This window comes from Chryseobacterium hagamense, assembly GCF_007991455.1.
Taxonomy (GTDB): Bacteria; Bacteroidota; Bacteroidia; order Flavobacteriales; family Weeksellaceae; genus Chryseobacterium; species Chryseobacterium hagamense.
On the sequence record NZ_BJYJ01000002.1, the window covers coordinates 69,010 to 92,774 of the forward strand.

16 protein-coding genes are annotated in these 23,765 nt (G+C 43.2%); all 16 read right to left on the reverse strand.

Annotated features, from left to right (window positions below; genetic code table 11):
• Positions 1-121: 121 nt before the first annotated feature.
• The gene (locus CHA01nite_RS03250; RefSeq protein WP_146939794.1) at positions 122-1,120 is read right to left on the reverse strand and encodes a cation diffusion facilitator family transporter; all 999 of its coding nucleotides are present in this window, start codon (positions 1,118-1,120) and stop codon (positions 122-124) included.
• A 54-nt stretch (positions 1,121-1,174) separates the two neighbouring features.
• Positions 1,175-2,167, reverse strand: coding sequence for an aspartate-semialdehyde dehydrogenase (locus tag CHA01nite_RS03255; protein ID WP_146939795.1), 993 nt, complete (start codon positions 2,165-2,167; stop codon positions 1,175-1,177).
• Positions 2,168-2,201: 34 nt separating this feature from the next.
• Positions 2,202-2,639, reverse strand: a complete 438-nt coding sequence (locus CHA01nite_RS03260; RefSeq protein WP_146939796.1) for a hypothetical protein — start codon at positions 2,637-2,639, stop codon at positions 2,202-2,204.
• A 96-nt stretch (positions 2,640-2,735) separates the two neighbouring features.
• Positions 2,736-5,453, reverse strand: a complete 2,718-nt coding sequence (locus CHA01nite_RS03265) for a TonB-dependent receptor (protein ID WP_146939797.1) — start codon at positions 5,451-5,453, stop codon at positions 2,736-2,738.
• A gap of 210 nt (positions 5,454-5,663) precedes the next feature.
• Positions 5,664-6,524, reverse strand: coding sequence for a carboxylating nicotinate-nucleotide diphosphorylase (gene nadC, locus CHA01nite_RS03270; protein ID WP_146939798.1), 861 nt, complete (start codon positions 6,522-6,524; stop codon positions 5,664-5,666).
• A gap of 10 nt (positions 6,525-6,534) precedes the next feature.
• Positions 6,535-8,106 (reverse strand): L-aspartate oxidase, encoded by a 1,572-nt coding sequence (gene nadB, locus CHA01nite_RS03275; RefSeq protein ID WP_146939799.1) that lies wholly within the window; start codon positions 8,104-8,106, stop codon positions 6,535-6,537.
• Between the two features lie 31 nt (positions 8,107-8,137).
• Positions 8,138-8,764, reverse strand: coding sequence for an NAD(P)H-dependent oxidoreductase (locus CHA01nite_RS03280; RefSeq protein WP_146939800.1), 627 nt, complete (start codon positions 8,762-8,764; stop codon positions 8,138-8,140).
• 254 nt (positions 8,765-9,018) lie between these two features.
• Complete coding sequence (locus tag CHA01nite_RS03285) at positions 9,019-11,280, reverse strand: FIDD domain-containing protein (RefSeq protein ID WP_146939801.1); 2,262 nt, start codon at positions 11,278-11,280, stop codon at positions 9,019-9,021.
• Positions 11,281-11,453: 173 nt separating this feature from the next.
• The gene (locus CHA01nite_RS03290) at positions 11,454-13,706 is read right to left on the reverse strand and encodes an FIDD domain-containing protein (protein WP_146939802.1); all 2,253 of its coding nucleotides are present in this window, start codon (positions 13,704-13,706) and stop codon (positions 11,454-11,456) included.
• Positions 13,707-14,414: 708 nt separating this feature from the next.
• Positions 14,415-14,891, reverse strand: a complete 477-nt coding sequence (gene rnhA / locus CHA01nite_RS03295; protein ID WP_146939803.1) for a ribonuclease HI — start codon at positions 14,889-14,891, stop codon at positions 14,415-14,417.
• 48 nt (positions 14,892-14,939) lie between these two features.
• Positions 14,940-16,541: a replicative DNA helicase gene (gene dnaB, locus CHA01nite_RS03300; RefSeq protein ID WP_146939804.1), complete on the reverse strand. Its 1,602-nt coding sequence runs from the start codon at positions 16,539-16,541 to the stop codon at positions 14,940-14,942.
• Positions 16,542-16,706: 165 nt separating this feature from the next.
• Positions 16,707-19,061 carry an FIDD domain-containing protein gene (locus tag CHA01nite_RS03305; RefSeq protein ID WP_228458327.1) on the reverse strand — a complete coding sequence of 785 codons (2,355 nt, stop codon included), beginning with the start codon at positions 19,059-19,061 and terminating at the stop codon, positions 16,707-16,709.
• 90 nt (positions 19,062-19,151) lie between these two features.
• Positions 19,152-21,242 carry an FIDD domain-containing protein gene (locus CHA01nite_RS03310; protein ID WP_146939805.1) on the reverse strand — a complete coding sequence of 697 codons (2,091 nt, stop codon included), beginning with the start codon at positions 21,240-21,242 and terminating at the stop codon, positions 19,152-19,154.
• 29 nt (positions 21,243-21,271) lie between these two features.
• Positions 21,272-21,934: a hypothetical protein gene (locus CHA01nite_RS03315; protein ID WP_146939806.1), complete on the reverse strand. Its 663-nt coding sequence runs from the start codon at positions 21,932-21,934 to the stop codon at positions 21,272-21,274.
• Between the two features lie 91 nt (positions 21,935-22,025).
• Positions 22,026-23,261, reverse strand: a complete 1,236-nt coding sequence (locus CHA01nite_RS03320) for an MFS transporter (RefSeq protein WP_170234679.1) — start codon at positions 23,259-23,261, stop codon at positions 22,026-22,028.
• Between the two features lie 95 nt (positions 23,262-23,356).
• Positions 23,357-23,719, reverse strand: a complete 363-nt coding sequence (locus CHA01nite_RS03325) for a hypothetical protein (RefSeq protein ID WP_146939807.1) — start codon at positions 23,717-23,719, stop codon at positions 23,357-23,359.
• Positions 23,720-23,765 lie beyond the last annotated feature (46 nt).

A 23,765-nucleotide genomic window follows, 5' to 3' on the forward strand; every position in this document is an offset into this window, starting at 1 on the left:
TCATTATACTGATTTTCTATTAGTAAAAGTTACATGAGTCTAATGAAATTTAATGTGGATATTATAAAACGAGTTAAAATTTTTTGCAACTTACAGGTAGATTTTTAGCAACTATAATATTTTATTCCGCCGTATGCTTTTCCACGTTGGTCACATTTTCCGGGGTCCAGGTTAGTCTTTTAACAAAATCTTTTTCACGGACCGTACATTCCGCGATCTGGCAGACCGGACAGGAAATGGGCTTGCAGTCATCCATATGGAAATTGAACTCGACACTTCTGTTTGTATTTTTAGCCAGGAGGATGATCATCTTCTCCATTTCGTTGTGGGCATCGCGGAGGCTGTAATACCAGGGTAGGGTAATGTGGGCGTCGATATGCAGGTTGGCGCCGAACTGCTGGATTTTCATGTTGTGGACATCGATCCACTCGGTGCGGCGGTTTTCTTCCAGGACTTTGATGATCTGGCTGAGCAATTCAGGATCCTGTTCGTCCATAATCCCGCTCAAAGACTTCCGGACAATCCTGTAGCCGACAAAAATGATGTAAAGCCCGAAAATAAGGGCAACCACCGAATCCAGCCAGTAAATTTTAGTGAAATAAACGACCATCAAACTGATCACTACCCCAAGGGTTGTTACGGTGTCGGACTGCAGGTGCTTTCCTGACGAGATCAACACCAGAGAATTTTCCGCCTTTCCTTTTTTAATGGAAATATAGCCCAGCAGGTAATTCACCACAGCTGTGGCAGCAATGATCCAGATTCCGAGATCAAGCTTGCTCAGGACTTTCCCGACAATTAGGCTGTTGATACCTTCATAAATGATCATAATCCCGGCTATGGCAATCAGGGCCCCTTCGATTCCGGAGGTTACAAATTCTACCTTTCCATGGCCGTACGGGTGGTCTTCATCCCTGGGCTTTGCGGCCAGATACAGGGAATATAATCCCATAAAAGCACTGACTACATTCACGATACTTTCCATTGCATCCGAGAAAACGGCATCGGAGTTCGTCAGTTTCCATGCCACGATTTTTCCGATAAAAAGGATGACCCCAAAAACGGCAATCAGTTTCTGAAAGGCCAGTTTATCTTTATTTTTATTCTGCTGAACGTTCATAGGTTTGATAAAAAAAAGAATCTCAATATTGAGACTCTTTTTAAATTTGTTAGTTTATACTAAGTTCTTTTCTACCAGGTATTCTGCAATTTGTACCGCATTGGTAGCGGCACCTTTCCGCAGATTGTCCGCCACAATCCAGAGATTCAGGGTCTTGGGCTGCGACAGGTCCCGCCGGATCCTGCCGACGAAAACCTCATCTTTCCCTTCGGAATACAGCGGCATCGGATATTCATTGTTTTTCACGTTATCCATCACCACGACACCCGGGGTTTCAGCCAGGATTTTCCGTACTTCATCCAGGTCGAATTCGTTTTCAAATTCAATATTTACGCTTTCCGAGTGGCCTCCCTGTACCGGAACCCTTACGGCCGTGGCCGTTAAATTGAACGTGTCGTCCCCTAAGATCTTTTTAGGTTCCTTCATCAGCTTGATCTCTTCTTTCGTGTAGTCGTCGTCTGCAAAAACATCGCAGTGCGGCAATGCATTTTTGAAGATCTGGTAAGGGTATACTTTTGCGGTAGATTCGTCGCCGCCGATTTCCCCGTTTAATTGGTCAACCGCTGCTTTACCGGTTCCTGTAACGGACTGGTAGGTGGAAACGATCACCCTTTTAAGATCATATTTTTTATTCAACGGTCCCAATACCATCACCAGCTGAATGGTGGAACAGTTCGGATTGGCGATGATCTTGTCTTCTTTCGTCAGTACGTCCGCATTGATTTCCGGAACCACCAGTTTCTTGTCGGGATCCATTCTCCAGGCTGAAGAATTGTCGATCACCGTGGTTCCCGCTTCTGCAAAAAGTGGGGCAAATTCCAGGGAAGTTCCGCCTCCGGCAGAGAAGATCGCGATATCGGGTTTGGCAGCTATAGCGTCTTTCATGCTTACAATCGTAAATTCTTCCTGTTTATACTTCACCTTATTGCCAACGGATTTTTCGGATGCTACCGGAATCAGTTCGGTGATCGGGAAGTTTCTCTCCTCGAGAACTTTAAGCATAACCTGTCCAACCATTCCTGTTGAACCTACTACAGCTACTTTCATTGATTTAAATAAAAATTGTTTTGTTAAAATATATTTATGCCCCGAAGACTCTGGCCCACGGGAACGCGAATGCAAATAAACCTACGGCGATTAACCCCATAATCACTACCGCCAGGGTAATGGTAGGGTTTGTTTTTACTTTTTTGTTAACGACCGTCATCAGAACCGCGGCGATCAGCATCGAAAACGGGTGTTCTACATATTGGAATCTTGAGTAAGAATCGCTCATCAGAGTTCCAGCAGATAATGCGGCTTTAACGCCTGGCGATACGATAAGTAGAATAATTCCCGCTATAAACTGCACATGGAAGAAGATCATCGTAAAAAGGGTAATCTTTTTCAGAAACTTATTCACCTTCCCGCTGTAGCCGAACATCGTCGTTAAAAGGGCAATCACAAACAAGGTCACCAAAAGGATTTCCAGATATCCGATTCCCTTATGCGCATTAAGCAAAATGTTGTAAAATTCCATAATCTATTTTTTGTTTTTTAAAGTACACAAAGATAACAAAAAATCCCGGCGAAATGCCGGGATGCATAGGTATAAAATCTAATGTTTTTATATTGATTAGAATCTATAAGAAAGAGATGCTGCCCAAGTTCTTCCGAATCCGAAATAAACATTGTTGCTAACATCTAAGCCTTTATAGAAGTTCTTAGGATTTGCATTGTAAGCGTCTAACAATGCTTGTGCCTGCTCACTGGTATTTGTAGCAGTTTTGAAATCTGAGAATGTTTTCTTCACTGATGATCTCAAATCTGAAATATAGGTAGTATCGAATAGGTTATAGATATTTGCCGTAACTATTAGTCTGCTACCATTATTCAAATTGAATGTATAAGATGCTCCTACATCAGTTAAATTATAAGAAGGTGCTTGCAAAGATCCTTTTTCAGCTCTAGCAGCTGGAATATTCCCGTCTCTAATTATAAAACTATTATTGATGCTGAATGTTCCGTATAAATTGTCATAATATCTCCAAGTTCCGAAAATATCTAGATTTTTAACTGGCTTCACTGTGGCTCCCAAAGCAGCTGTTGTTTGTGCAGCGTCTCCTACCTTTAATCCATCCAATGCCAGGGTAACTTCATCTTTTCCATTCGTAGTGATTGGGTCTCCATTTACATTAGCAATTCTTCCTGTTGGATTATTCTTGTATTTCCAGTTTCCGATAGATAGCATTCCATTAAATTCCAACCAGTTTAACGGTTTATAAAATGTTTCTAATTCAGCACCCATATGCACTTCTCGTACACCGGTCAAACTTGCAGTACCATTGGTACCGGTAGTATTATCAGGGTTGATGTAAGTAATGCCTGTAATACGAACAAATCGATCTTTCCAATCTGTATAATAAGCATTCACATTAGCTCTGAATTTCCCACTTTTAAATCCATAACCAACTTCAGCAGATGATATTTTTTCGTTTCTTAAATCTTTGTTTTCGATTTGTTGATACAAAGAACCGAATGTTTTTGTTGGTAAGTTGTAAGGGAAAATAGCATTCTGATTCGGCTGTTTGGAATAAACACCAAGATTTACGAAAACGTTATGCTGTTCGTCAATATTGTAATTAACACCGGCTTTTGCATTATATCCGAATCTGAATTTTTGCTCTGTCGTCCGGCTAACTTCTTGTCCTTGTTGTAGATGGCTTGCTACCAAAGTATTGACGCCATTAATTACCGCATACAGATCTTGCGTACCTACCCAGTTGTCAATTCTTTGATTACTTTGCTCAGAAGCTGAACCTTGAACAAACGCTGAAATTTTATCGTTTGTATATTCCAATTGTCCAAATACCCCTCCCCAAAGAACTTTACCATCATAATTTCTATAGACAATCTGTGATTTATCTTTTACTGCAGCTGCAAATGGGTTTGCCGGAGGTGTTGGCTCGTATGCCTGCGTAACAGTATAATATGGATATTGATTAAAGTTTCCGGCTTCTCTATATTCTCTATTTCCTAAGAAACCTGTTACAAGACCTGGATGATATCCATAATAGTACCTGGCGTCTAAACCTAAGGAGAAATTCCAGTTATCATTTACCTTGTGTTGGAAATTAGACAAAACTCCGTACCAGTCATGTGAATTTATACTTGCTCTTCTGGTAATACCATTAGAAGTTGTACCAATAAAAGGGGTTTTATTGTTTGCCCCGAAATCAGCTACGGTTTGTCCCGTATTCCAAGCATAAATATCATCAAAACGAATTAGGCCATCTGCTGTTTTTGGCAAAGCGTTAATCCCCTTTCCGTTGATGGAACCTAAAATTCCGGTTCCTCCTCCTCTACCCCAAGATGCATATCCCACAGTAGATAATTTTGATTTTTCAGAAATATTCCAGTCCCAGTTGATTGATGCAACCGGTTTGCTATAGAAATTTACACTTTGTGAATATTGTTCTCCATTCAGATAACCCCAGTTAGAATTATATCTTCTGTTTGGTTTATCAGACAAAACACCATCTAATCTTCCATCACCCATATCCAAATCAGTGGCGATGGTATTATTAAAGGTTTGATTATGCCACTGTGGAGCTCCTGTAAAGGTAAATTGGAAATCATGCTTCTGATTTGGCTGGAAGCCTAAAGCGAAATAATAATTATATGCCTCAAAATCTGAACCATCAATGTACATTGCTCCGGCTGTCCTGCTCATCAAGAATGACGTAGACCAGCCTTTAGCGGATTTTCCTGTATTATACGAAAATAAAGTTTTAAGATAGCCATCATTACCAAGACCTACTGTAACGTTACCTTCTCTTTTTTTATCCGCAGCTCTTGTAATAATATTAATTGTTCCCCCAACAGAGGCAATTGCTAATTTTGAAGCTCCTAAACCTCTTTGTATCTGCATCGCAGAAGTGACATCAGAAAGTCCGGCCCAGTTAGACCAATACACAGTACCGCCTTCCATATCATTAACGGGAACTCCATTAATCATTACAGCAGTATTGGAAGTATCAAAACCTCTTACATTCAAACGTCCATCTCCAAAACCACCGCCGCCTTTTGTTGCATAAACGGAAGGAGTTGAAGCTAAAATCTCAGGAAATTCCTGGTTACCCAATCTTTGTACGATCTGTGCTTCTTTGATTGTAGAAACAGCTACCGGAGTCTTTCTCTCTTTAGCAATATCGGCAACTCCTGTAAGTACAACTTGCTCAATGTCTTTGGATCTTGTGTCTTTCACGGTATCCTGAACCTGTTGAGCATAATAAACGCTTGCCGTGGATAAGGTAATTATCGCAGTAAGCATTGATTTGTTGATTAATTTCATAATCGTTAGTAATAGTTAGATTAAATTTTCTGCAAAATTGAGGAAATATATTTTAACTAATATTAACTGTATGTTAATTTTTAACCATTCTTGATAAGGTATAAATTTCTGATTTACAATGCATTGAATAATAATCGAGATTCCGTATGAAAAAAATCACATTATTGAATTTTTAACAGAATATGCTTATTTTTATTGAAAATTCAATCCCTATTTAACGGCTTTCAGGCTTAAATCCATATTGTCCGCAGAATGGGTAAGGGCTCCCGCAGAGATGTAGGTGACGCCTGTGGAAGCAATTTCTTTCAGCTGTTCGCGGGTAATTCCACCCGATGCTTCGGTTTCGCAGCTGCCGTTGACAAGTTTCACCGCTTTTTTCATGGTCTTCACATCCATATTGTCTAGCATAATACGGTCGACTTTTGCATTGATGGCTTCCTGTACTTCTTCAAGGTTTCTGGTTTCAACCTCTATTTTCAGTTTTTTCTTATTTTTCTTGATATAATCTTTGGCCATCTTTACCGCATTGGTAATGCTTCCGTTGTAATCGATGTGATTGTCTTTCAGCATGATCATATCATACAGCCCGTAACGGTGATTGGTACCGCCGCCGATGGCCACCGCCCATTTTTCACAAACCCTGAAGTTCGGCGTGGTTTTCCGGGTATCCAAGAGCTTTGTTTTGGTTCCCACCAACCTGGAATCCCAGTCATGGGTCAGTGTTGCAATCCCGCTCATCCGCTGCATGCAGTTCAGCACCAGCCTTTCCGTAGAAAGAATCGACCTTGCGCTTCCGGTTACAATAAAGGCAACATCACCAACTTTTACAGCATCTCCATCTTTTACGAAGGTTTCAATCTTCAAATTTTTGTCAAAAGTTTTAAAAATAATTTCAGCCAGTTCAACTCCGGCAAGAATACAATCCTGTTTTACCAGAAGCCTGGCACTTTGTTCCAGGTCTTTAGGGATGGTGGAAAGGGTAGAGTGGTCGCCATCCTGGATGTCTTCTTCCAGAGCGTTTTTAATAAATTGTTTTAAGACTTTATCAGTAACGTAAGCCGGTCTTTTCATTGGTATGTTTTTAAGCTAAATCTTTATTATAAAACGCCCCCTTATTCTCTGTCATTTCCATGGATTGGGTAATGATGAGGTGCGCCACCGTAGTTAAATTCCTTAATTCCGATAATTGCGGGGAGAGAATGGAGTAGTGGTAGATTTCATCCACCGCCGCTGCAATTTCCTGATGTTTCTGCAAGGCCATGTTCAGACGGCGGTTGCTTCGTACGATACCTACCAGGTCGCTCATCATTTCCTGAAGCTGTTTCCTGAGGTATGAAACGATCACCATTTCATCCATGATTTTCATGCCTTCTTCATCCCATTCCGGAACCGCTTTCAGATCGTCGAAGTTAAAATTGTTTTCTTTCAGAAGTTCTACGGTCTTCATCGCCGCATTATGGCCGAAAACAAGACCTTCGAGTAAGGAATTGGAAGCCAGTCGGTTTGCTCCGTGAAGCCCTGAGTTCGTACATTCTCCCACGCCAAACAGGTTTCTGATGGAAGACTGTCCGTCCCGGTCGACTTCGATTCCGCCCATTAAGTAATGGCAGGCAGGAACCACGGGAATCAGCTGGATGAAAGGATCAATGCCTTCGTCTTTGCATTTTTTATAAATATTGGGAAAATGTTCCAGGAATTTTTCGCGGTTCATTTCGCGGCAGTCCAGTCCTACATATTCGTCACCGGTAATTTTCATTTCAGCATCAATGGCTCTGGCAACAATGTCCCTGGAAGCAAGCTCTTCACGCTCATCGTATTTATGCATGAATTTTTCGCCTCTTTTGGTCCGGAGTCTCGCACCGTCACCGCGGACGGCTTCCGAAATAAGGAACAGCATCCCGTCAATCTTGCTGTATAAAGCCGTCGGATGGAACTGGTAGTACTGCATATTGGAAACTTTCCCTTTGGCTCTGGCTACAAATGCGATTCCATCTCCGGTAGCAATGGTCGGGTTGGTGGTATTCTTGTATACATGTCCGGCCCCGCCGGTGGCTACCAAAGTAATCTTTGAGGTGATTTTTTTTATCTTTTTAGACTTTTCATCCAGGATATAGGCTCCGTAGCAATGGATGTCGCCTTCGTTCAGTTCTTTTCCGGGAACATGGTGCTGCGTGATGATATCAATCACATAATGATGGTCCAGGATCTCAATGTTTTCACTTTTATTAGCTGTTTCCAGTAAGGCCCTTTCGATCTCAAACCCGGTAATGTCTTTGTGGTGCACGATTCTGTTCTCGGTATGCCCGCCTTCTCTTCCCAATGCAAATTCTCCGTTTTTCATGTCGAAATTCGCGCCCCATTCCACGATCTCGTTAAATCTTGCAGGGGCTTCCGTAACCACCATTTCCACCACGTCGCGTTTGTTTTCGCCGTCTCCGGCACGCATGGTATCTTCAATGTGTTTCTGGAAATTGTCATTTTTAGAATCCGTCACTACCGCAAGGCCGCCCTGGGCGTATTTGGTATTGCTTTCGTCTTCATCCGATTTTGTTACGATGATTATTTTGGCATCAGGAAGCTGCTCAGAAATTTTTATGGCATAAGAAAGTCCCGAGATTCCGGAACCGATTACTAATACATCCGCTTTTATCATATCCTTGGTTTAAGACAAAATGTCTAAATAATTAAATAAATTTAAACAATTTTTCGTTTGGTTTTCTCACTTTTTTCATGTGCTGAAAATGATCTTCCTCCGAACGGTAGCCTAATGCAAGGGTAACGCTTGCTTTTTCGGTTTCAGGGTTGATGTCCAGAATTTCTTCAATCAGTTCCTGTCGGAAGCCTTCCATCGGGCAGGTGTCTACATTTTCAATTGCTGCGGCATACATGAGGTTTGCCAGAACGATGTAAGCCTGTTTTTCTGCCCAGCTGAAAATTTCATCTTGAGTCTTTTGGTTAATATGTTGATTGATGCTGTTTTTAAAAAGATCCAGTTTTTCCAGAGGCGTGTCCCTTACTTTGGAAATATGCCTGAAATACGCGTTGATGTAATGGTCGTCCACCTTTTTTTTAGCCACGATAACGATCAGATGGGAGCAGGTGGAAATCTGCGACGGATTGTAAAAAGCCGGGATTAATTTCTTCTTCATTTCCTCACTTTCCACAATCAGGATTTCATAAGGCTGAAGACCGAGGGAGCTCGCGGATAATTTCCCCGATTCAAGAATATTATGCAATATTTCCTGAGGGATGGTACCGTTGTTAAATTTTTTTACAGAATATCTTCTGCTTAAAGCTTCCAAGTAATTCATAGGACAAATTTAATCATTGACTGCGAATTAAGTAAGCATAAAAGAAAATATCTTATTCTAAATTAAGGGAACCCGAAGCGGAAATTGAATTTACAGGCTGGAAGAAGAAAGCCGGAGACCGGAAGTTATCACATATTACTACGACAATCTATATTTTGAAGTATCAATGGTATTGCCTGTTAATCCGGCAAAAAAAAGATCACCCCGGAATAAATCCGAAGTGATCCTTTCATATATAGGGAATGGTTATTCTGTTAATCTCTGTTTTTCACCAGAATCCATCCGGAATATTTGACCGGCGTATTCTTTTTGTCATTTTCATTCCAAGAGACGGAATACCAGTAGTTTCCGGTAGATACTTTTCTTCCGCCCACGGTTCCGTCCCATTTGTAACGGTTGGATTTGTCAGCTTCATGAATTTTTGCCCCGTACCGGTCATAGATATTGAAAATCAGGTTTTTCTTTCCGGCAAGGGCGGAATAATCGATGACATCATTTACTCCGTCACCGTTCGGAGTAATCACATTGATGAGGTTCGGGACTACGATGGTAACGGTAATCGGATCGCAGTCGTACGCATCCTTTACATATACCTGGCTGTCTCCTCTCGGCACATTTTTGAATTCATTGGAATCCTGCCAGTGAATGTTGTCCATGGAATATTTGTAAGGAGCGGTTCCCCCGTTGGCATATACCGTCACCGTCGTGTTGGAAATGTCGATACTGGTAATGGCAGGCTGTTCGGCAGCATATACTTTTACCGTCTGTCTCGCGGTACAGTTTCCGGTCTTCAGGTCTACCCAATAGGTTCCTACGGTTACGTTACTGATGCTTTGGCCGGTAGCACCGGTACTCCATTTGTAAGAGGTGAATCCAGGTCCTGCATCCAGGGTAGTGGTATCCTCCATACAGATGATCTTATCCTCCAGGATGGTGGAGAAAACCTGCGGAATAACGATCAGGGTAACTTTAGCGATGGCATAGCAGCCGTTGGTATTGGTTACTTTTATATAGGCCGTTCCGTTCGGGGACGTATAAGTGCCCGGTGTCGGGATCGGGTTGGTGCCGTTCTGTGCATCCGTTAATGAGGGGAAATAGGTTTTCGTTCCCGGCTGAGCAGAGACCGGAGCGGTAGTCAGGTCAAATACGCCGGTAGACGGGTTGGCAGCCATGGCACAGGTTCTTAAGGTAGCGTTCTGTACCATCACAACCGGCGCGATGGTAAGGGTAATATCGGCAACATCCGTACAGCCCTGAGGCGTGGTTACCAGGGCATAAATGGTAGCGGCCGGTGAGAAAAATGCCGAAGGATTGGCAATCGGGTTGATATGGTTATTCAGGTCGTACATGGAATTGTAAAACACCGCCGTACTTCCCGGAACTGAAGATACCGCTGCATTGGTAAGATTGAAAACCGCACCGCCTGCATTGTCATTATTACAGCCGGTCAGCGTGGCATCGGTAGCTGCAAACGGGCTTGGATTAAGGACGATTTTTCCGTCTCCGTTATCGCAAAGCGTAGATGAAGGATCTTTTACAACAACGGTTATGGTCGTTATACCTGCAGGGTAAACGTAATTTGAAGGATTGGTAATCGGTGTACCTCCGGGTCCTAAATAGGTAAATACATAGTTGGCCGGATTGGTAACAAACTGGTTCTGGAAAGAAGTTAAATTTACCGTTCCGCTGCCTGTTGCAGGATTTGAACAGACGAAAGGGGTAATGGTATTGGTAAGGATGGGAACCTTATCGATATAGATTTTAGCATTTTTAATCGAATGTCTCGCGCTGGCCCCTCCTGTAGCAGCAGAAAACCCGAAATAGCCGGTCGTCATACCGACAGCACCTCCGGAAGCGGTAAACGCCTGGTCTACCAGAACCACACCATCCAGCTGGATTTTGATATTCCAGATATTCGGATTCAAAGGATCTATCGTTCCGTTTACGATTACATGCCTGTAAGTGGATCCTACAAAAGGCTGTGTAGGATTCAGGTCGGCGGTGTGGAAAGTGCTTCCCGCAGTATTGTTGTATTCGATATTGTTGTTTCCTACGGGTAAATTATTGGTACCGTAAAGAACGTGGATTTTGCTCATCTGGCCTTCCGTGGAATTGTTGAAAATATCAAAACCCACCATCAGTCCGTTGGCATTGGACGGAATACCCAGACCGCCGCCGCCGGTAAAGCCGGTCGGAGGATTGCTCAGATACCAGAAGGTAAAGCCGTCACCGCGGCCGTAAGTGGTGGTTCCGTTTCCGTCGATCCTGAAATCGAATTCTACTTTCCATTTGTCGCAGTATTTCAGATTGATGGGCGTCGATAGTTTTACCACTCCGAACTGGCTGGTAAGATCCTGGGTGAGCTGTATAAAGTCGGTATTTACCGTAGCATTGGAAACGAGATCCCATCCCGTTGTATTTACCGGATTTCCGGCAAGCTGATATGTCTGGGCCGAAAATTTTCCGCTGAAGCAGAGAAAAATGATAAAAAAATTAAGGAGTAAATGTTTTTTCATTGGAGCAGGTTGGCTGATGATTAAAATGATCAATAATGACAGCATCATGTCTTTTCAAGAACACGGGTCTTTTCAAAATTTGGAGTGAAAATGGTGATGATCCATTTTGCATCTGAAAGTGGAGGCATGGAAATAAAAAAGACCACTCCGGTAAGAGTGATCTTTTGTGTGTATTATTCCCGGTTTTTTACCAATACCCAACCGTTGTAAGACGTTTGCGTATTGTTTTTGTCATTTTCGTTCCAGGTGATGGTGTACCAGTAAGTGCCGGTCATTATTTTTTTGTTACCGGAAGTTCCGTCCCATTTGAAGTCTCTGATTTTATTGGCTTCATAGAGCTTGTTTCCGTATCGGTCATATACCGTAAATACCAGGTTTTTCTTGTAGGCTAAAGCTGAGTAATCGATAAAGTCGTTTACATTATCTCCGTTTGGCGTAATGGCATTGATCAGGTTCGGAACCGTGATCTGGACGCGGATCGGTGTACAGTTGTAGGAGTCTTTAACATACACTGTCACTTCGCCTCTCGGAAGCCCGGTAAATACATTGGAATCCTGCCATTTTATTCCGTCGAGAGAATACTGGAAAGGTCCTTTTCCTCCTTTTACATTAATGGTAATGGTGTTGTTGCTGATATCGATGCCTGAAATTACCGGCTGGGCAGCAACGTTCACCTTAACGGTCTGCAAAGTCGTGCATCTCCCCGTTTTCAGTTGTACCCAGTATTGTCCCGGGGCAATATTCTGGATGGCCTGGGTGGTTGCTCCCGTGCTCCACAGGTAAGTGTCAAAGCCAGGTCCTGCATCCAGGCTGGTTTTGGCATCGATACAGATGGTTTTGTCTTTCAGGACGGAAGAATAGACCGGAGGTAAAACCTTCAACGTTATTTTCACGATCACGAAGCAATTCGTCACATTGGTAATTTTTACATACACCGTTGATGAGGTGGCAATATAGGCTTGAGGGTTAAGGATTTCATTGGTCCCGGCCAAAGCATCCGCCTGGGTTTTAAAATATTGCTTCACTACTCCCGTAGCTGAAGTCACATTCGCCTGTGTAAGGTTGAATAAAGCGGTCGTGGGAGCAGCATCAATATAGCAGGACTCTATAAGGGCATCCTGCGAGGCGATCTGCGGATAAAAAGCAAGGGTGATAGGAGCGGAACCCTGACAGCCCTGAGGAGTCGTCACTTTTACATAGACGGTTCCGGCTGCCGAAACATAAGCTGTCGGATTGGTAATTTCATTGGTGCCTGCATTAAGGTTGGCCAGCGTCGTATAAAACTTCTTGGTAGAACCGGCCGGTTCGTTTACATTGGCCAGCGTCAGGTTGAAAGTGGCCGTTCCTGCATTATTGTTGTTACATTGGGTAAGGGTAGCGGCAGTTGCCGTAAATGGAGATAAGGTCAGCAGGATTTTGCCGTCCGGATTATCACATAAAAGCCCTGCGTTGTCTTTAATCCGTACCGAAACCGTCGTGTTTCCGCTGAACTGGAAATTCGTAGGGTTGGTAATCGGTGTTCCGCCAACGCTGTAGGTAAAGGTATAGTTTGCCGGATTGGTCACAAATTGGCTCTGAAAAGTCGTTAAATTGATAGTTCCCTGTCCGTTGGAGGGATTCGGGCATACACTTGCCGAAACGGTAGGCTGGGCAATGGAAACCTTGTCTGTGAAAATTTTGGCATTTTTAATCGAGTGTCTGGCACTTGCCGCTCCGGTAGAGGCGGAAAATCCAAAATAGCCCTGGGTCATTCCGACGGCCGCTCCCGAAGGGGCAAACGATTGGTTGACCACCGTATTTCCGTCGATCTTAATGCTGATGATCCAGTTGGCCGGTATTGCGGGATCTACCTGCCCAAGTACTTCCACATGCTTGTAGGTGGCCCCTACAAAGGGCTGGGTCGGGTTAAGGTCTGCCGTATGGAAGGTACTGCCGGGCGTATTGTTGTATTCAATATTTGATCCGGCTGTATTGTTGGTTCCGTAAAGAACGTGCACTTTGCTCATCTGTCCTTCGGTACTGTTGTTGAAGATATCAAATCCCACCATTAGTCCGGTAGAGTTGGCAGGAATCCCTAAACCGCCCCCTGCAGTGTAAGCAGCTGGAGGATTGGCCAAGTACCAGAAAGCAAAACCGTCACCGCGCCCGTAGCTGGTGGTTCCGTTTCCATCGATTCTGAAATCGAATTCCACTCTCCATTTATCACAGAATTTAAGATTGATGGGAGCGTTTAACTTGATACCGCCCACCTGGGAAGTTTGATCGGCAGTAAGCTGGATGAAATCGGTGTTAACGACTGCTGAAGGAACTATATCCCATCCTGTAGTTACAACAGGGTTGCCGGTCAGCTGATAGGTTTGGGAAGAGAATTTTCCTACAAAACAGGAGAGAAGCAGGATAAAACAAGCCAATAGTTTTTTATTCATATGATATGATACTTAAAATTAGACTTGCCAAAGATATTAAATCCTAACCAATAAATACGTATTCAATGTTAATTTTGCCGGAAAGGATGGGTATTCATCAAAAAATGATAAGTTTAAGGAGTAAATAATGAAAATTTTCGATCGGGATGGTAGGTGGCGGTTTTAAAAGGATGACAGAACCTGAAGAGGGAAGCCGGATACTGGAAGTATTTATGGATATCATACCGGAGAGCTGGAGCTTTTCCATGGTATGTTTCTTATCGTATAAAGGAATTTTTATTTAAAATTATTAAATTACCACTTTCTCCTTTTCTTCTTCAATGATCTAAGATAATATGAATTTAACGTTCCAGCCTATATTAACTTGTTTAATTAATTAAAAAATAAAATTTAATGCTATTCAGTCATGATTTTAAATAAAATACTTTCAGATCGAACGACAAGAGATTCAGCTGATTATTAGAACCTCTGATTATACTTTTAACAAAAGTAACTTCCAGCATCCGGCATCTCTCTTCCAGCCTTACGATGACATTTCTACATTGAGCCCACATTAAATAGAATTTCCTTTAATAGATTGACAAAACCTTCGTTTGATCATCAAGGCCTTAGACCGTAATTCTGACAAGAGAAACTTGCCGCATCCAGCTTCCAATCTATTAATCCGGGTTCCTCTATGAGTTCACGTTGAATAGTATCAAATTCAATTTAAAATAAAGTATTGCTTTCCTGATTTTCGAAATAGGCATCTGTTTCCAGATCCGGTGAAGCCGCTGCTGCTACAGCCAGTTTATCGCACAGCTCATTTTCAAAATGCCCGGCATGTCCCTTGATCCAGTGCATCTCAGGCTTATGGAGATTGTAAAGGATTGCGAATTTCTGCCACAGATCCGGATTTTTTACGTTTTTCCAGCCCCGTCTGATCCATCCGGCAAGCCAGTTCTGATTGATGGCATCCGCTACATATTTGCTGTCTGTGTAAACATGGATGTCGTTGTCAGGGGATTTCAATTTTTCCAGTGCCGTAATGACTGCCAGCAGTTCCATCCGGTTGTTGGTGGTTTTGCGGAAGCCTTTGGAGAATGTTTTCTGGTAATTTTTTTCAGGAACGCGCATGAGAATTCCATATCCGCCTTTTCCGGGATTTCCGCTGCATGCTCCGTCGGTATATATTTCTATTCTCATGTCAGGTTATGGCTAAAGCTAAATTTTAGTTTAATTATTTAACCTTATTTAAAAAGGAAAATCATCATCGTCATCAAAATCATTCATGGAAGAACCGGAAAGTTTTGAGCTGTCCGGCAGGTCGAAAGCTGCTCCCGGCTGAATGGTGGTTTTGATCTTGTCGAAACCGCTCGGCTCTCCGCTTAATCCGCCGGCAGAACCATATCCCATCGATCCGCCGCCGCCATCGAATGCCATCTCGATGTCGGCAAATTTTGCAAAGTGTTTCAGGAACGATAGCCGTACATCGGCAGTGGCTCCGTTTCTGTGCTTGGCAATAATAAGCTCGGCCTGGTTTTCCGTTGAGGTTTCCTGTCCTTCATCATCATTGTCCCATACGGTAATTTTATAATATTCCGGTCTGAAGATAAAGGATACGATATCTGCATCCTGCTCGATCGCTCCGGATTCCCTGAGGTCGGAAAGCTGAGGCCGTTTTCCGGGACGGGTTTCCACACTACGGGAAAGCTGCGAAAGGGCAATTACAGGAACATTCAGTTCTTTGGCAATAGCCTTTAAGGAACGCGAGATCATGGAGATTTCCTGTTCCCGGTTTCCCGCACCTTTTCCACTGCCGCCCCCTGCGGTCATCAGCTGAAGGTAATCGACCATGATAATCCTTACCCCATGCTGCATCACCAGTCTCCGGCATTTTGCCCGGAAGTCGAAGATGGAAAGGGAAGGGGTCTCATCGATGTATAACGGTGCGTTTTCAAGTTCGGATACGTTGGAGAACAGCCTCTGCCATTCTTCATCGTCCAGTGTTCCTTTTCTGAGCTTTTCCGAGGAAATCCTGGTTTCGGAAGCAATCATCCTGGTAATCAGCTGTACCGAGGCCATCTCAAGTGAAAAAAGCGCCATCGGGATTTTATGGCCGACCGCAATATTCCGCGCCATGGAAAGCAGGAATGCCGTTTTCCCCATCGCCGGACGTGCCGCAATAATAATAAGGTCGGAATTCTGCCAGCCTCCGGTTTCTTTATCCACATCACGGAATCCGGAAGGTACTCCGGAAAGCCCTTCTTTATCTTTCAGCGACTTAATGGTGTCGATAGCCTGCTTTACCAACGAGTTGGCCGTATCGAACCCCTTCTTAATGGTTCCGTTGGTAATTTCAAAAAAGGACTGCTCGGCTTTATCCAAAAGTTCAAAAACATCGGTAGATTCTTTGTAAGAAGCGTCGATTACATTGGCTGATACGTTAATCAGGCTTCGTAAAATATATTTTTCAAGGATGACCCGGACGTGGTACTCGATGTGGGCCGATGAGCTTACTCCCATGGTCAGATCGATAATATAGGCATCTCCGCCGGCAAGGTTCAGCCGTTCCTCTTTTTTCAGCGCCTGAATAATCGTCATTAAATCGACCGGCTGGTTGCCTTCGTATAATTTCAGGATGGTAGAAAAAATTACCTGATGTCGCGGATCATAAAAAACCTCCGGAGTCAGCAAATCGATGGAATGGTCAAGCCCTTTTTTATCAATTAAAAAAGTTCCGATAACCAGCCTTTCGAAGTCCAGCGCGTTGGGCGGCATTTTCCCGTCGGCAATAGAGAGTTCTTTTGCAAAGTTTCCGTTCGTCAATGTAGATAATGTTTCTTTCTGCGCCATAATTCTGCAAAGATAGTTTTTTTGAAAATTGAATTAAAAATAGTATTCAACAATTTATAAACACAATTTGAAGCGGATTTATTGCAGGAAAGGGATTAAGTCGATGTGCAAAAAAAATCACCTCAAAAACTGAGGTGATGATTATCTGAAAATAATGAGTTCCTTTTAATTGATATTTTTTACCAATACCCAACCGCTGTATTTCGTTTCGGTATTGTTTTTATCACTTTCAGTCCAGGTAATGGTATACCAGTAGGTGCCGGTTAAGATTTTCTTCCCGTTGGAAGTTCCGTCCCAGGTATAATTCCTGATTTTGTCTGCTTTGTAGATCATGTTTCCATACCGGTCAAAAACTGTGAAAACGAGATTTTTCTTATAAGCCAGGGCAGAATAATCGATATAATCGTTTTTATTGTCCCCATTCGGTGTGATGGCATTCAGAAGATTCGGTACCGTTACCTGAACGCTGATCGGGTTACAGTTGTAAGAATCCCTAACATACACTTTGTTTTCTCCTCTCGGAAGACCGGTGAAAACATTGGAATCCTGCCAGTTGGTGCCGTCCAGTGAATATTGGTAAGGACCTTTTCCGCCGTTAGCCGTTACCGTAAATGAGTCATTGTTGATTTCAATATTGGTAATAACCGGCTGCTCTGAAGCATTGACTTTCACTTCCTGCAGTGTCCAGCATTTTCCTGTTTTCAGTTTTACCCAGTAAGCGCCTGCTCCTACATTGGTGATGGACGAAGTCGTTGCGCCGGTGCTCCACTGATAAGCATCGAATCCGGGACCTGCATCCAGGGTCGTTTTATTTTCAATACAGATGATCTTATCTTTAAGAACATTTGATTTTACCGGAGGAAGGACTTTAAGGCTGACTTTAGCAATCGCATAGCAGCCCTGGATGCTGGTTACTTTTACATAAGCAACCCCTGTGGTTGAAATATAAGTATCCGCATTCAGGATTTCATTGGTTCCTGCTACCGCATCGGCCAGAGTCTTGTAATATGTTTTTATAACGCTGGTTTGAGAAGTTACATTTACCTGAGTCAGGTTGAATGCAGCATTGGTAATGTTGGATTCAATATAACACTCTTCCACGCTGGCATCATTCACGACAACTACGGGGAAGTACTCCAGTTTGATCTGGTTATACCCGGTACAGCCCTGTGGCGTTCTTACTTTTACATAAACCGTTTTCGGTGCAGCAGCAGTATAAGCAGCAGGGTTGGTGATCTCATTGGTTCCTGCATTCATATCCACAACCGTAGGATAATATTTTTTCGTAACGTTGGTGGAGGTAGGATACACATCCGGTGTCGTCAGGTTGAAGACTCCGGTTCCGGCGCTGTTGTTGTTACAGGCATTTACCGTAGCCGCAACTACCGTTAACGGTGGCAGGAACTGCAGGGTGATTTCACCGGTTCCCACACAACCTTCGCTGGTAACGATTTTTACATAAACTTTTTTCGGTCCCGATGCATAAGACGAAGGCGTCGTAATCTGGTTCGTACCGGCGTTAAGATCCGCCATCGTCGGGTAATAGGTTCTTGTTACGTTGGTCGGACCATAGACGTTTGCCGAGTTCAGATCGAAATAGCCGATCCCTGTGTCATCATAATTACAGGCGGTGATGGTGGCATTGTTGACCACAATATTCCCCGATCTGAATTTGAACTTCCCGATCTGGAAACAGCCGTTGATCGGATTGGCAGGGTTTGCTGGGTCTGTGTATTTAAGCCTGTAATAATAAACGGTTGTAGCATTCACCATAATCGGAGTGGTAATCGGTGCATTTCCTGTGATGGCATCATTACTGGTCAGGTGATACGTTACGGTGAAGTTCGGGTTATTATTGATGATTCCTGCAGATAATGTGCTGAAATCAAACATCGTCGGTAAGGCACATTTCAGGATCTCATTCGGATCGGCCGGATTAGCCGCCGGTGTACCCGGTGTAATGAAAGGATTCGGCGTCAGTGCAGGATTTGTAAAGGCCGAAGTTAAAGTAGCGGTACCTCCCCACGTCATAGAGAAGGCCAAAGCTGCATTGGCACCGGACCAGTTGTCTACAATAAGATAATAGGTTTCGCCGGCAACCACATCCATTGCGGGGCTCCAGGCACCGGTGGTCGTGGTCAGGCCAAGCTGTAATCCGGTCTGGTTGGGAGCACTCTGAACGCCGGCATAATTACACCGGATAGGAGCTCCTTTGGTCGCACAGGTCACATTGGGTCCGTATACCGCAAAATCATAATCAGCATTATAAGGTGCCGAAGGCGAAATGGTAAATGTTAAAGTTCCCGAAGTAGCAATGGTAAACTGATACCATACGGAGAAATGTTCGTTGGCACTTAAACAGCTTCCGTTGGCATTCACCTGGTCATCAACGGTTCCTGATCCTGTAGGGAAATAGGAAATATCAGAGTTTCCGCAGATCGGTATTGCTGATTCGCAATCCGACTGGGAAAACATGAATTGTGACAGAAATAAGACAGTCAGAAGTAATAGTTTCTTCATTATAACTGATTTTTAGGATTAAATTTCTTTTTTATTAAATGTGAAAAAAACCGCTTTTACCAAGCGGTTTTTCTCTACTGTCAGTAGTTTTTATTCTCTGTTCTTCACCATTACCCATCCGGAGAATTTAAATGGTGTATTCTTCTTGTCGTTTTCGTTCCACTCTACCGAGTACCAGTAAGTTCCGGTAGGCACTTTTTTACCCAGTGTCGTTCCGTCCCATTTGTAGCCGTTGGATTTATCAGCCTGGCCAACTTTTACACCATATCGGTCATAAATCGTTAACACAAGGCCTTTCTTGCCGGCTAAGGCAGAATAGTCAATAACATCATTCACTCCGTCTCCGTTTGGCGTAATGACATTCACCAGGTTAGGAACTACGACCGTTACCGTAATCGGGTCACAATCATAATCATCTTTTACATAGATGGTATTATCTCCTCTCGGAACATCGTTAAAGACATTGGAATCCTGCCATTTGATGCCGTCCAATGAATATTTGTAAGGTGCTGTTCCTCCGACAACATTTGCCGTTACGGTATTGTTGGTAATATCAATGTTTGAAATTACAGGCTGTTCGGAAGGGTAAACTTTTACCGTCTGTCTTGTGATACAGTTTCCGGTTTTCAGTTCTACCCAGTAGGTTCCTACCGATACGTTATTGATGGACTGTGACGTGGCACCGGTGCTCCATTTGTAAGAAGTAAATCCGGGACCTGCATCCAATGTTGTCGTATCTTCCATGCAGATGATTTTATCTTCCAGCAGGCTGGAATAAACCGGAGGAAGAACAACCAGGGTTACTTTTGCTACGGCATAACATCCGTTGGAGTTGGTTACTTTTACATAGACCACTCCGTTCGGGGAAATATAGGTCTGTGGATTTAATATCTGATTGGTTCCTGCAATGGCATCGGCCATGGATGGATAATAGGTTTTGGTACCGGTCTGCGAAGTTACCGGTGCTAAGGTAATATCAAAGGAAGCCGTTGCCGGATTTGTTTCTATGTAGCATGATCTCAGCGTAACATCCTGAACCGTTACCACAGGGAAAAAGTTTAAGGTAATCTTGGCAATATCGGAACATCCCAAATTGGTTGTTACTTTTGCATATACATCTCCGGTGGAAGAAGTGTAAGCCCATGGAGTCGTAATTTCATTGGTTCCGTTATTGGCATCCACAATCGTCGGGTAGTACTTGACGGTATAGGTGTATCCCGGGGACGGGGTATACAACGTGGTTGACATCAGGTCATATACTGCAACCCCGTTATTATTGTTGTTGCATGCTGTCAGGGTAGCATTCGTCGCTTTAAAGGTTATGTCCTTAAACTTGAATGCATTGATGTTGAAGCATTTATTCGTCGGGTTATTAGGATTGGAAGGGTCCTGATAACGGATAGCGTAATAATAGGTGTCTGTAGTATTTACGACGATCGGAGCGGTAATGGCATTCGTGTCGGACAGAGCATCGTTGGATGTCCGGTAATACTTAACAAAGAAATTCGGGTTTCCGTTAATAATATTGGTGCTGTTCACTTCAAAATTGTACGGTGGCACAATATTACAAAGTTCGATCAGTCTTGGATCGGACGGTGCTGCACCGGGAATTCCGATCGGGTTAAACGGATTGGGCTGAACGGCAGGATCATTAAACGGTGAGGTTAACGTAGCAGTTCCTCCCCAGGTCATGGAGAAGGCCAATGCCGCATTGGCACCGGACCAGTTATCAACAATAAGATAGTACGATTCGCCTGCAACCACATTCATTGCCGGACTCCATGCCCCGGAGTTGGCGGTAAGACCAAGTTGCAATCCGGTTTGGTTCGGAGCGGCCTGTACGCCTGCGTAGTTACATCGGATCGGAGCTCCTTTGGTACCGCAGGTCTTATTCGGTCCGTATACGGCAAAATCGTAATCGGCATTGTAAGGAGCCTGTGGGGAAATGGTAAACGTTAGTGTTCCTGAAGTGGCTATGGTAAACTGGTACCATACCGAGAAGTGCTCGTTTGCACTCAGGCAGCTTCCGTTGGCATTCACCTGATCATCGATCACTCCCGGACCCGTAGGAAAATAAGAGACATCCGAGTTGCCGCAGACCGGTATGGCAGAAGCGCAATCCGACTGTGCAAAAAAGATCTGTGAAAAGGCTAACAGTAATATAAGGTAGAGTTTCTTCATAATGATAAAGTTATCTTAATTATGAGCAGTTATTTAAGAGTTGAAAGGTAATAATTGGCATCTTCTTTTCCCCAGCTCGGATCCAGATTGGATTTTTTAGTGTAGGTTTTGAATTTAGCCAGGGCTGAATTGAAATGGGTTTTTGCCAGTTCCTTATCTCCTGCGTTTTTTGACGGAGAATTCAATACGATTTCTCCCTGAATCAGGTCAATTCTCGGATTGTTTTTGTCTTCTGCCTTGGCCTTGGCCAGATAGTCATTGGCTTTAGCAAGGTTGGCAGCACTTCCGGAAGTATTGTTTAAGGATTTCAATACATAAATTTGTGACAAAAGAATATTGGCTTCTGCATTATTCGGGTTTTTCACAAAGATTCCGCCGATGTATTTTTCTGCCAGAGCCGAAGTTTCCTCGATATTCTGCATATTACCTGCTTTCATGGAATTGATCTCGCTCCTTACCATAGAAAGAGCGGCATAATAATAAGCCCTCCAATCTTCTTTTTTGGTTTCAGTACCTCTGGAAAGGGTATTTACATATTTCATAAAATAATCCCTGGACTGCTGAAGATCCTCAGGTTTTTCTGCAGATTCCAACTTGGTGATTTGGCCCGCCAATGCTTTTTCAGTAGACGTCTGGGCATAACCGTATACACCCGTCGCTAATGACAAGAAAATAAATAGTTGTTTTATCATAATAGAAAATATTTTATTAAGCAAATATAAAAAATTATTAACTTTGATTTAAAGTTTTTAAGATTAATTTAATAATATCGCATATATTTTTTTAATATTGCATTTTTCTCAGTTTCGGATTGGTACTTCCTACAACCAATGCAATCAGTACCGTCATCGTTCCTCCGAAAACAACCGAGCGTACTACCCCCAGTAGTTTTGCGGAAAGACCGCTTTCAAACTGTCCCATCTCATTACTCGACATAATGAATATGGAATTCACGCTCATTACCCGCCCCCTGATGTGATCCGGAGTTTTCAGCTGAACGATGGTTCCCCGGATGACTACTGAAATTCCGTCCAGCATGCCGCTCATGACGAGAAACATAAAAGACAGCCAGTACCAGGTTGATAATCCGAAGCCGATGATGCAGAGTCCGAACCCCGTAACAACGGCAAGTAAAATCTTCCCCTGGTTTTTCCTTAAAGGAATGACCGACAAGAGGGTGATGATACACATCGATCCGATATCAGAGGCCGCATTCAGCAGTCCGAAGCCTTCTGCTCCCACCTTTAAAATGTCGGTTGCATAAACCGGAATCATGGCAACAGCACCTCCGAAAAGAACGGCAAACATATCCAGACACAGCGCTCCAAGAATTTCTTTCGTTTTGAAAATATAGGAAATTCCTTCCCGCATACTATCCATAACGTTAATATTCTCTTTTTTGTATCCGGAGTACTGTTTATTTAACTGAAAAAAGAATAATGAGGCCAGAAATATCAGGAAAATAATCACCAGCAAGGTCCATTTGATCCCGAAATAGCCGATCAGGAAACCGCCTGCAGCGTGCCCGCAGACTGAAGAGATCAGAAAAGTTGCCTGATTCAGGGTAACGGCATTCGGAAGGTTTTCCTTTTTTACAATTTTGGGAATCATGACCGGAATAATCGGTCCGATGAAAGCTCTGGCAATGCCTGTAAAGAAAATCACCCCATAAATAAAATAGGTAATCTCGTGTCCGGTAAAGTGCATCCTGACATCCAGAAATGCAGGGATCAGCAGAAGCCCGATCAGGAAAATATAAACATAATTGCAGATCAGCAGCAGTTTTTTCTTTTCATTCATATCAATCACATGCCCTGCATACAAGGCACAGCTTACTGCCGGAATCACTTCCGACAGTCCGATCAGTCCGATAGAAAAAGGATCTTTTGTAAGTTGGTACACCCACCAGCCGAGTAACGTAGCGAGCATTCTGAAAGCAAGAACAATAAAAAATCTTCCCGTAAGAAGGTTCCTGAATTCAACGTTTTTCAACGTCTGTAACGGGGTAAACGACATCATCCGACAAAAATAGCCTCAAATATTGATTTGAGGCTATTTTTATGTATAATTTTTTAAATGAAAAATTAAATGAGGACCAAAAGATAAAATCTATTTTAGTCGGCTCTTGAAGCACTGAATACCAGAGCGGCTACACCGGCTGCACCGATAACTACGGCTCCGGTAGCAATACCAGCTTTCCTGCTGTCTCTTACAGCTGCTACATTCGCCTTAGGAATGGTTACCACTGCACTGTCTTTTTTGCCTGCCGTTCCGATCAGGTTGTCTCCTTCCACATTACGGAATAACATTTTTTGGTTTTTCGAACCATCCCTCATCATGACCGTATACATTTTCCCTGCCTCAAGATTGGAGTAATCGTTTTTAGCCGTATCCATACTGTATTTTGTGGTGGCACAAGATGAAATGACAAACAGTGACGTCAGTAAAGATGATTTTAAAAGTACAGATGCTTTCATTATTATTTTTTAGTTTTCCAAATTTATAATTTTTTTCCAATATACG